Source organism: Desulfitibacter alkalitolerans DSM 16504 (assembly GCF_000620305.1).
Taxonomy (GTDB): Bacteria; Bacillota; DSM-16504; order Desulfitibacterales; family Desulfitibacteraceae; genus Desulfitibacter; species Desulfitibacter alkalitolerans.
Map to the genome: position 1 here is coordinate 206910 of NZ_KK211100.1, position 11805 is coordinate 218714.

10 protein-coding genes are annotated in these 11805 nt (G+C 37.6%); all 10 read right to left on the minus strand.

The annotated features are described in order from the left end of the window. Positions 1 to 4: 4 nt before the first annotated feature. The 10 genes from mtnP to fabG all read right to left on the minus strand — a co-directional run bounded on the left by mtnP (position 5) and on the right by fabG (position 11804). Complete coding sequence (gene mtnP / locus K364_RS0106640; RefSeq protein ID WP_051533843.1) at positions 5 to 853, minus strand: S-methyl-5'-thioadenosine phosphorylase; 849 nt, start codon at positions 851 to 853, stop codon at positions 5 to 7. After that, on the minus strand, positions 843 to 1763 hold the full coding sequence (gene ftsY / locus K364_RS0106645; protein WP_028307373.1) for a signal recognition particle-docking protein FtsY: 921 nt from the start codon (positions 1761 to 1763) through the stop codon (positions 843 to 845). Before ftsY ends, mtnP begins: the two co-directional genes overlap by 11 nt. A gap of 130 nt (positions 1764 to 1893) precedes the next feature. Continuing rightward, on the minus strand, positions 1894 to 3033 hold the full coding sequence (locus tag K364_RS0106650; RefSeq protein ID WP_035268319.1) for a hypothetical protein: 1140 nt from the start codon (positions 3031 to 3033) through the stop codon (positions 1894 to 1896). Positions 3034 to 3102: 69 nt separating this feature from the next. Further along, positions 3103 to 6657 (minus strand): chromosome segregation protein SMC, encoded by a 3555-nt coding sequence (gene smc / locus K364_RS0106655; RefSeq protein ID WP_028307375.1) that lies wholly within the window; start codon positions 6655 to 6657, stop codon positions 3103 to 3105. A gap of 27 nt (positions 6658 to 6684) precedes the next feature. Further along, positions 6685 to 7725 carry an elongator complex protein 3 gene (locus tag K364_RS23075; RefSeq protein WP_028307376.1) on the minus strand — a complete coding sequence of 347 codons (1041 nt, stop codon included), beginning with the start codon at positions 7723 to 7725 and terminating at the stop codon, positions 6685 to 6687. Position 7726: 1 nt separating this feature from the next. After that, positions 7727 to 8452, minus strand: a complete 726-nt coding sequence (gene rnc / locus K364_RS23080) for a ribonuclease III (protein WP_035268322.1) — start codon at positions 8450 to 8452, stop codon at positions 7727 to 7729. Between the two features lie 9 nt (positions 8453 to 8461). Beyond that, positions 8462 to 9703, minus strand: a complete 1242-nt coding sequence (gene fabF / locus K364_RS0106670) for a beta-ketoacyl-ACP synthase II (protein ID WP_028307377.1) — start codon at positions 9701 to 9703, stop codon at positions 8462 to 8464. Continuing rightward, entirely contained in the window at positions 9696 to 10676 is a 981-nt protein-coding gene (locus tag K364_RS23085; protein ID WP_051533844.1) for an NAD(P)H-dependent flavin oxidoreductase, read from the minus strand. The genes fabF and K364_RS23085 overlap by 8 nt, the downstream gene beginning before the upstream one ends. A gap of 101 nt (positions 10677 to 10777) precedes the next feature. Beyond that, positions 10778 to 11011 carry an acyl carrier protein gene (gene acpP / locus K364_RS0106680; RefSeq protein WP_028307378.1) on the minus strand — a complete coding sequence of 78 codons (234 nt, stop codon included), beginning with the start codon at positions 11009 to 11011 and terminating at the stop codon, positions 10778 to 10780. A 55-nt stretch (positions 11012 to 11066) separates the two neighbouring features. Further along, complete coding sequence (gene fabG / locus K364_RS0106685) at positions 11067 to 11804, minus strand: 3-oxoacyl-[acyl-carrier-protein] reductase (RefSeq protein WP_028307379.1); 738 nt, start codon at positions 11802 to 11804, stop codon at positions 11067 to 11069. Position 11805: the final 1 nt, after the last annotated feature.

Consider the following 11805-nt stretch of genomic DNA (forward strand, 5'->3'; position numbering starts at 1 on the left):
ATGCTTATCCTCCCAGGCTTTCCTGACCTGAAACAGCTGTCTGGCAAGAACAGAGTTTATTATTGTCTGTAATCTTTATTGCTTTGCTGAACAGGGTGTAAATCTTTGCCGAGGACATAGTCATTCTCTCCAGGACTTCTTGATGGGTCAGTGGGTTGTCAGATATACCAGCAGCATAGTTTGTTACAATTGCTGCAGTTGCATAGCATATTTCTGCCTCCCTTGCCAGAACCACCTCAGGAACAGAGGTCATTCCTACTAGATCTGCACCTAAATGCTTGTAGATTAATATTTCAGCCGGAGTTTCAAAGCGCGGCCCTTGTGTACACACATATGTAGCCCCTTTAGACACCAGTGATATGCCTGTATCCTGGGCTGCATCAATTAGTTTGCTGCGCAGGAAAAGACAATAAGGATTTGTCATATCCACATGAATAACCTCTTGACCTGGCTCATCAAAAAAGGTTATGTCCCTTCCCCATGTAAAGTCAATAAAGTCACTTAGGAGCACCAGATCGCCTGGTTTAAATTCACGATTGAGAGAGCCAACTGCTGCTGTTGCTAGAATTCTCTTAACACCTAACATTTTCAAGGCCATGATATTTGCTCGATAGTTAATTCTATGTGGAGGTATTGAGTGATTTAGGCCATGTCTTTTTAACAGGGCTACCCTGGTTCCTCCGACTTCAATAATTTCCAGAATGACCTTTCCATATTTGGTGGAAATCTCAACTTTTTCCCTGTTATTTAGTTTTTCTCCCGTTCTGGCCCCAATAAATGCCCCAGTGCCCCCAATAATGGCAAAATCCACCTTGTTCACACTAACACTCCCTTCCAATCTCCTACTGTTCATTATAAAACAATGCTTTTACAAATTCACCTGGATTAAACGGTTTTAGGTCTTCAATTTTTTCTCCAACACCAATATATTTGACAGGAAGGGCCAATTCTTCTTTAATACTAAAAATAACCCCGCCCTTAGCAGTACCATCCAGCTTAGTTAATACAATACCCGTTACATCTACAACCTCTTTAAATGTCTTTGCTTGAGAAATGGCATTTTGACCAGTTGTTGCATCAAGGACGAGAAGCACTTCATTAGGAGCATCCTCTTTGCTGCGGCTTATAACCTTTTTTACCTTGCCAATTTCATTCATCAAATTTACCTTATTATGTAATCTCCCTGCAGTATCAATTAAAACTATGTCTGCTTTTCTTGAAATGGCTGCTTGAACAGCATCATAAGCTACTGCTGCAGCATCAGAACCCTCCTGATGCTTTATGAGGTCTGCATCTGCTCTATCTGCCCATATGCCAAGCTGTTCAATGGCAGCAGCTCTGAAAGTGTCTCCAGCTGCAAGAACTACTTTTTTCCCTTGTTCTTTAAAGTTGTATGCTAATTTGCCTATAGTGGTTGTTTTGCCCACACCATTTACTCCAACCACCATTATTACAGTTGGCTTATGCTCTGCTAGATTTATTGCGTTATTTTCGTATTCTAATAGGCCTGCCAATTCTTCTTGTATCACTTCATTGACCCTGTCCATGTCAGAGATTTTCTCTGTATAAATCCTGTGCCTAAGCTTTTCTGTTAAATCCATTGCTGTATTAACTCCCACATCTGCTTCTATTAAAATCTCTTCAAGCCTTTCAAAAAACTCATCATCTACTCTCTTGTAACCTGTCACTAACTCAGTAACCTTATCTACAAATCCCTGTTTTGTTTTCTGCAATTTGCCTTTTAGCTTATCAAACAATCCCACGTTATCCTTCCTCCTGGTCAAAAAATTACTAAACAGTCCAACCATGTGGTATTTATTTCATATGGTTGAATGGTAAATAAAACAAAGGTTAAGGCTTAACCTTAACCCAAACATATTCTATCACGTCAGCCTAATTAAGCTCAATAGGTTTGCATAGATCAGTAAATTCCTGGGCTATTGCAAACTTTCTATTGCGTATATGAGACTCCTCTTCCGTTGTTTCAGCATCAAAAAATTTATTGTTTAATACTTCATCTTCATCTGTAAGTTCAAATATCCTGCTTGCCTTTTCTATTACAGTAGCTCCCCTGATATTGCCATCTTTGTCATGACCTATTGCAATTATAGGTCTTCCCCATGTTCCAGGTCCGGCATTAGCATCTCCAATATGCATTACACCTGTTCCTCCCGGATGGGTGTGAATTATAATTGCATTATCTGGTATATCATTACTATAGATTACTCTTAGTGATTTCCCTGAGATATCAGTAAAGCTTGATGCTAGTAGTCTAGATGGCACATAGCCAATTCCACCTGCAATTATTTTACCTTTGCCGGTAACATGACTGTTTTCATCAATTACTCCAATGGCTGCCACTTCCCTGCCCTGTCCAATCTTAATTGATTCATCAACCAGGGATGCAGCCAAATTTTTATCTATAGACTTAACATCTAACCTTGGCAAACTCCACGCTTCTTCATTTTTTCCACCACTTGCATCCTTTAGATTACATTTAAGTTGGGGCAGTTCCTCAGAAACCTCAAGGTATTTTAAGCTTAAATCATGGTTGGTTCTTAAAACATCCTTTTCTTCATCCATAGTGCTGGTGGCCAGAGTGGCTATATTCATTTCTTCAGATTTTGTAGATAAATCAAAGTACTCTGGTTTTGGATATACAATACTAATTCCAGCAGTTCCTTCATTTTTTACCCCTATTGATACTATTGGACAGTTAAAAAAATCTACACCTGACACATCAGTAGCTAAGCCAGTCTTTCCAGGTCTGGTTACAACAAAAACTGTATTTTCCGGCAAAAAATTTAGACCTTCAATTAGAGACTTTTCTTTCATGGGGGTTATTTTATTAAGGAGTGACCTTAAAGGCAATCCACTTAAACCCCCATTTACTATTTCTGTGGCCTCATCTATAATTCCATCCTCATTAACAAAAGCAAAGCAGCCAGCATTTCTTCCCTGACTAAGCTGAGTAGTTCTGTCTACTAACTTAGTTACTAATTCCTGGGAAATTCCAGTTATTCGTTTATACATATCATCAGCTCCTGAGTAAAACATTTTTACTTTAGTTTTCCTCGGAAATCAATGTATATTCTTTAAATCTTAAACTACTGCCAGGTTATCAGACAGCTTTACAGAAACCACCTTTGAAACACCTGGTTCTTCTGTAGTTATTCCGTACAGATTATCTGCTGCCAGCATTGTATTCTGTCTATGAGATACTATTAAAAATTGGGTGCTATTTGAAAGTTCACGCAAGAACTGGGAAAACCTTTGTTCGTTTGCTTCATCTAGAGAGGTTTCTATTTCATCCAATACGCAAAAGGGACTTGGCTTTACCTTCAGGAATGCAAAAAGTAGTGCAATTGCTGTTAAAGCCTTCTCTCCTCCAGATAATAAGGTTATATTCTGCAGTTTTTTACCTGGTGGTTGGGCTTCAATATCTACGCCAGTATTTAATAAATCTTCCTCATTGGTAACATAGATACTGGCAGAGCCACCATCAAATAAATACTTAAAAATAGATGAAAACTCTTGACTTACCTTTGCAAAGGTTTGGCTGAATCTTTCTTCTATGATACTGTCAATTTCCTTAATAACCTTCTCCAGGGCTTCCTTGCCTTTTAATAAATCTTCCCTTTGATTCTGAAGAAAATTTATCCTTTCAGTTAATTTTTGATAATGTTCAATGGCTCCAACATTTACCTGACCCAAGGCAGCTATTTCTCCTTTAAGCCTTTCCACTTCTACTTTGTAATTCTTTATTTCAACTTCCACTGGTATAAAATTTCCTGCAAATTTTTCTGTAATGGTAGCAGTTATACTTTCCAGGTTTGTTTCAATTCTAGCCCTTTCCAGCTCCAGTTGATGCTGTCTCTTTGAAATTTCCTGATGTAAACCATTGACCCTTGTCTGGATTTTTTCATGTCTAACCAGCCTGTTTAAAAGGAAGTCTTTACTTTCAACAAGCTGCTGCTTTATATTAATCATGATTTCTTTTTCCTTAAGAAGGTTAGCTATTTTTATATTGAGGTCCTCAATGGTGTTCTCTATATTTTGTATTTCAGCTTTATTATTCTGAAGCTTATTGTCACTAATTTCCATCTTATCCTTGTAAGCAGATATTCGTGACAAGTAGTCCTCCACTTTTTCCTTTAGTTGATTGTTTTTTTGGTCCCAAACACTTTTTTCTATCTGAACTTGATGCTGAACATTTACCAGGTCATTAATCTGTTCATGATTTTTTTTAATTTGGTCTTTTATCATTTCCATCTCTATGTTTAGGTCATTTATCTGGTTTTCCAGCTCCTTGATTTTTTTCTCTGCTTCACTTACTAATGCTTCATTTTCTGCTTCACCATGGTTAACCACTTCAAGTTCATTTTCATAAACACATATCTCATCCTTAACAGTGGAGATTTTTTCTTTAATTATTTGAAGGGTATTGCTGCCTTGCTGGATTTTTTCCTTTAATTCATTAGATTTTTGCAGCAATTCCCTTTCTTTATCTGTAAGAGCTGCTTCAATAGTAGTTAATCTATTAAGTTCTTCATCCTTAATCTTTAGCTCTCTCTCTAGAGGAGCTTTCTCTTTTATAAGGCTGGCAATTTCTGCTTTTCTAGATAGAAGATTACCAGGTGAAGCTTTAATATAACCACCTGTAATGGAACCGCCCGGCATAACCACCTGTCCATCTAGGGAAACAATTTTTAGAGAGTAATTAAATTCCTTTGCAAAGACAAGTCCTTTGTTGAGGCTTTCAACTATCAAAACACGTCCTAACAGATGTTTAATAATTGCAGCATATTTGTTATCGCTCTTAATTAATTCATAACCCATACCTATAAGTCCAGGAGCATTCTTGTGTCTTTGTGGAATGTCAAAGCATTTATACTGAATTGTATTTAGAGGCAAAAAAGTAACCTTACCCGATTTATTAGCTTTTAAATAAGCAATGGCTCTCTCTGCATCCTTATTTGATGCAGTTATAAGGTTTTGAAGTTGGGAACCTATTGCCACCTCAATGGGTAAAACAAGTTCATTAGGCACATAAATTATATCAGCCACACTTCCTATAATTCCAGCCCAGTCCTCAGGGTTATTTTTTTTTGCCAGGAGAATAGACTTAACCCCAGGAAAATACCCTTCCATGTCCCTTTCCATTTCTTTTAAAAAGTTAAGCCTGGAACTTATCTTATACAGGTCCTTTTCAATTGCATCCCTTTGATTTTTAGCCTGCTGCTTATCAGCTTCAACACTATTAATTTTGTCTTTATTGGTTTGTATGGACTCAAGTACTTCATCATAAGTCTGCTGCAGCTGTTTGGTTTCAACAGCTGCCTTCTGTTCTTCCTCATTTAAGCTAATTAATTTATCTTCCCTGTCTGTCAGCTGTTCCCTTATCTTATCCCTTTGCTTCTTTAAAAGAGAAATTCTTGCCTCATATTTAGCAGTATCATTTTTATACTGCACAAGCATTGCCTGATAGTCTACAAGTAGGTTGCTTTTTACCACGTGGAGCTTTTCATTAACCTCTAAATCAGCCTGTATATTAGTTATATTTGTATTAATATCATCTAGTTTTTCCTGCAGTTTTAGAAGCTTCGTGTTAACACTGCCAATATCCCCATGCAGTTCCTCAACATTTTTTGTCCAGTTATTTATTTCAGAGCTTTGGGTGCCCTTGTCTGCTTTTATAACTTCTATTTCTCTGAGCAGTCCATTAACTTTTTCCCTTAGCACTTTTTCTTCACCTATATATCTTTCCATCTCTGAATTCATTTCACCAACAATATTAGCTATAGTTGAGATTTTATCCTGGGACTTATCCAGGATAAATTTTTCATTGAATATATATCTGTCTAAATCTGACAAAAAACCGCTGTAGCTGATAACATGGCTGTTATTCTGGCAGTATTGACCTGTAATGGTATCCAATCTTTTTTGAAGCTTTTCTCTTTCAAAGCTTAAATACTGGTACTCAACATTTTCTAACATTTTTAACTTTCTCAGATACTCTTCTGCATTTTTTGCTTCTATCCTTAAAGTTGGCCGCTGCTCCTCAATTTCATAACAAATATCATCTATTCTAAGAAGGCTTTGTTCTGTTGCAGACAGCTTTTGTTCTGCTTCCCTTTTTCTGTGTTTATATTTGGTTATTCCAGCCACCTCTTCGAAAAGGGGCCTTCTTTCTTCAGGACTAGAGCTAATAATATGCTCAACCTTACCCTGACCAATAATGGCAAAAGCATTTTTTCCTATACCAGTATCCATGAACAGGGACTGTACATCCTTTAAACGGCAATGGTTTTTATTAATTAGAAATTGACTTTCCCCATCTCTAAAGACCTTCCTCGTAACAGTTATTTCATTGTAGTCCATTGGATATAATCCAGATGAATTATCTAATACTATTGTGACCTCAGCCATTCCCATGGGTCTCCTGTTTTTAGTACCAGAAAATATTACGTCCTCCAGCTTGCTGCCACGAAGTGATTTCACGCTTGTTTCACCAAGGACCCATCTTAAGGAATCTACAACATTGCTTTTACCACTACCATTTGGCCCCACAATAACTGTAATTCCCTTGTCCAATTTAATCGAAACTTTATTTACAAATGACTTAAAACCATGGATTTCTATCCTTTGAAGATACAAATTGCTCCCCCCAAAAACTCTATACTGTTACCTAATATATTTTTGAAAACACTTTATTAGTCGGTTTTCTGTGGATATTTGAAACTGATTTTTAGGCAGGTCACGACTCCCAACAATATTTACATCAATGGGTACCATGCCTCTAAGCCTTTTTAGATTAATACTCTTTTGGCCAAGATATATTGATAATTGCCTATATGGTACTATGAATTGCACATGCCCACAAGAACAATCTACAATACTTAATTGATTCGCCATTAAATCATACGCCACTTCATTTAAAACCATTTCCCCAAAGGAAGGATGATAAGGTCCCTGGACAACATATTCCTGCTCAAGCAAATCAGTAGCCTGCAGCCCCATTCTGATAACTTGAATACGATTATTTATAAATTCTCTATACATTTTAGCACAAATGTTTACTGCATCTGAAAGCTTCAATGGAAAATATTTTTTTCTTTTTAATAGTTCATGGAGAAAAGTATTCTGTATAACAACAGTAGGATATATCCTTACAAAATCTGGCTTGATATAAATAGTTTTTTTCGTTGTTGCAAGTATTGTGTCTAAAGTATCCCCAGGCAAACCAGGCATAAGCTGGATTCCTAAAGAAATTTCTGCCTCTTTTATTAACTTGGCCCCCTCATAAACACAACTGGAATCATGTCCCCTTCCTGATAGCTCAAGGACCTTGTCATCTAATGACTGAACACCAAGCTCAATTACACTCACACCATATTTTTTTAAATAGTCCAGCACTTCTATACTAATAAAGTCAGGTCTAGTTGAAATTCGTATATTATCAACACGACCTGACATTATGTAAGGTTGAACTAATGACAATAGCTCTATCTGCCTTTTCTTTTCAATAGCAGTAAAGCTGCCCCCATAAAAAGCTACCTCCACCTTTTTTTTAAATTTTTTTTTATTTATGGTTTCTAAATAACTGTTAATTATTTCAACTGGATCAGCATGCCTTGTGCCACTTATTTTTCTTTGATCACAAAAGACACATTGAAACGGGCAACCCATATGGGGAACAAAAATAGGTATTATATAGTGCTTCAAATTAATCACCATTATATTTTTTATTTTTAGAATTCAAGCTATCATAAGCTTTTTTTGCTGCTGCCTGTTCGGCTTCCTTCTTGCTGCTGCCAAGGCCCACGGCAAGAAGCTCATTTTTCAAAGAAATACCTGCTTGGAATTGCTTGTTGTGGTCAGGACCACTCTCAGAAATAATATGATAGGTAACATTTTCTCCACAAATTTTCTGTGCAATTTCCTGAACCATTGTCTTGTAATCACCATAATTACCTAGTTCATATTTGTCCAGCTCATTTAATAATTTATCTTCCAAAAATTTTTTTACAACTTGTATTCCCTGGTCCAGGTATAATGCACCAATTAAAGCTTCAAAGGCATCTGCAAGAGAAGAGTTTCTATCTCTTCCTCCTGTAAGCTCCTCACCCTTTCCAAGACACAAAAATTGCCCTATTTCAAGCTTTCTGGCAATTTTAGCAAGGGTTGACTCACATACAACTGCTGCCCTCATTTTTGTTAAAGTGCCCTCAGGCTCTTGCTTAAATGCTTCATAAAGGTATTGGGCTACAACCATTCCTAGTACAGCATCTCCAAGAAATTCTAATCTCTGATTGCTTTCAAAGCTCCTACCTTTGTTTTCAAAAACAAAGGTAGGATGGGTAAAAGCTGTATCCAACAAGTCATAATTCGAGAAAAAAATATTATTTTTATTTGTAAAGCTTTCTAAGCTCTTTTTTCTTCTTTTATCCATTAGCCTTCCCTATTCTTCAAATTTTTTTACAATAACGGTAGCATTGTGGCCACCAAATCCTAGAGAATTAGATAAGGCTACATTAACCTGTTGTTCTCGTGCCTTGTTTGGTACATAATCCAAATCACATTCTGGATCTGGATTTTCCAGATTAATGGTGGGAGGGATAACACCATTTTTTATGGTTAAGACACTTGCAATTAATTCCACAGAGCCTGCTGCCCCTAGTAAGTGACCAGTCATTGACTTGGTAGAGCTTACGGCCATTTTATAAGCATGATCTCCAAAAACAGTTTTTATAGCCAGGGTTTCATACTTGTCATTTAAATCAGTGGATGTACCATGGGCATTAATGTAATCAACTTCTTCTGGACTCATTCCTGCATCTTCAACAGCCAGCCGCATTGCCCTCACTCCACCTTCTCCACCAGGAGCCGGTGCAGTAATATGAAATGCATCTGCAGAACAGCCATAACCAACTACCTCTGCGTAGATTTTTGCATCCCTCTTCCTTGCATGCTCAAGGGTTTCTAACACTAATATTCCAGAACCTTCCCCCATAACAAATCCATCCCGCTCAGCATCAAAGGGTCTGCTGGCTTTTTGAGGCTCATGATTTCTAGTTGACATGGCTTTCATGGAAGCAAAGCCAGCCATTGCCATAGGGGTAATAGCAGCCTCAGTTCCTCCTGTTATTATTACATCTGCGGAGTTTCTCTGCAAGGCTTTAAATGCTTCACCAACAGAATTAGTTCCTGAAGCACATGCTGTAATAACTGTATAGTTTATTCCCTTTGCCCCTACTGCTATAGAAATATGACCTGCCGCCATATTAGCAATCATCATAGGGACAAAAAAGGGACTTACCCTTCCTGGTCCTTTCGTACCAAGTACACGATGTTGGTCTTCAAAGGTATTAGTTCCCCCAATACCTGTACCTAGTATAACCCCAACTCTTTCACAATCTACATTAGCATTAGATAATCCGGCATCCTCCATAGCCATTACTGCCGCAGCAACAGCAAACTGGGTAAATCTATCCATTCTCTTGGCTTCTTTTTTATCAATGTACTTTTGTGGGTCAAAGTCTTTAACTTCACCAGCAATGGTAGTGGCAAGATTGCTTGCATCAAAGTGTGTTACTGGACCAATTCCTGATTTTCCTTCTGTTAAAGATGCCCAAAAATCCTCAAGGCCTATTCCAACTGGACTTAAAATACCCATTCCTGTAATTACTACCCTTTTAGTCATTCCACAACCCCCCATATCTTTTAGTAGTAGCTTCAAACTCCTGTATTAGTTCATTAATTATGGTTTTCACAGGTAATATTTCATAAACCTTGTGTACATTTATACCAGCAAATACTAATCCCTTTTCAATATATCCCATTTGGGCATTTTCCAGTGCCTTTTTTATGCAGAAGGATTTGCTACAGCTTTTTAAACAGCATGTACATTTTTCTACAGGTATCCTTTCTCCATTTATAATTGATTGGGAAAAAGACGTTCGTACAGCCCTGCCTGGTAATCCAACTGGGCTATCTATTAATACTGAATCTCCTTCAACAGAAGATAGGTATACTTTTTTAAATTCCTCTGATGCATTTGATTCCTCACTTGCAGCGAATCTAGTAGCTATTTGAACACCATCCGCACCTAGCTTCATCACATTGTACATGTCTTCCCCTGAAGATATGCCCCCTGCTCCGATTATTGGAATGGTGGTTTCTTTCTTAACCTCAGAAATTAAATCCCTTAGTGATCTGTCAGTACCGAGATGCCCTCCAGCTTCACATCCCTCAACTATAACTGCTGCAGCCCCTAGCTTCTCTGCAGTCTTAGCTAATCTGGCACTTGAAACTATGGGGACAACTGGGCAGTTATATTCCTTGCCAAGCTTAAATACATCTTTTGAAAAACCGGCTCCATAAATAACTAAATCAATTCCAGCCTCCATAGCCTCTTTTATCAGTTCAGCAAAGTTAGAAGCGGCAAATAATACATTTACTCCTATTTTACCTTTACCTTGAGCTAGCTCTTTTGCTTTTAAAATCTCATTCCTTAACTCCTTAGTGCACATTCCTGTTCCAGCTATTACACCTATTCCCCCTTCTCTTGCAACTGCTGCTGCTAGAGAAGCCGTTGATATTCTAACTGCCATACCACCCTGGATTATAGGTAAGGGAACTGTAAAACTGCCTATAGATAGAGACGGAATTGTCATGGGCCATACCCCCTATATAAAAACCACTAATAATAAAATAAAATTAAAATAATTGCTTTGGTGAAAGTCCCGTAGCAGCCCTACGGGACCTTGTTTTAAAATTAACTAGCTTTGTTATTAATATACTCTACTGCAGCACCCACTGTAGTAAGCTTTTCGCCATCTTCATCAGGAATTTCAATACCAAACTCTTCCTCAAGAGCCATGATAAGTTCAACAATGTCAAGAGAATCAGCATCTAAATCCTCAAAAGAGGTTTCTAATGTAATGCTTGCCTCATCAACGTCTAACTGTTCAACTACTATTTTTTTTATCTTATCAAATACTGTAGACATTTTCTTCTCACCTCCTTCCAATAGAAGTTTTCTGCATATTCATTTTTTCAAGTTCTTACAAGTTTAACCCACCGTCAACCTTAATCACTTCACCTGTGATGTATTTGGCTGCTGGAGAAACTAAAAACATTACTAAATCAGCCACATCCTCTGGAGCACCCAAAGAACCTAAAGGAATCTGCTCTTTTATTCTTGCAACCAGTTCTTCAGGCAATTTGCCAGTCATATCGGTATCTATAAAGCCTGGAGCTACAGCGTTAACTCTAATGCCCCTATTTCCTACTTCTTTAGCCAGGCTTTTAGTAAAACCAATTACTCCAGCCTTTGACGCTGAATAGTTTGTCTGACCGGCATTCCCAGAAATACCTACAACAGAACTAATATTAACAATGCTGCCTTTTTTTTGTTTTACCATATCTTTAATGCATGCTTTGGTACAATTAAAAGTACCTTTGAGGTTAATATCCAGGACCTTATCCCAATCCTCTTCTTTCATTCTCATCAATAAACCATCTTTTGTTATACCTGCATTATTAATAAGTATAGTTATCTTTCCATATATATCCTGAACCTGCTTGACAAGGGCTTCAACTTCCTCGCTATTTGAAACATCGCCCCTTATTCCAACTGCCTTTTTTCCTAATGCATTTAACTCTTGGGCTGTATCAGCAGCTTCTTGTTCATCAATGGAATTGACAACAACTGCTGCATTAGCTAGTGCCAAAGCAGTAGCTATGGCTTTACCAATTCCTCTAGACCCACCAGTAACCAGGGCAACTTCACCAGATAACATT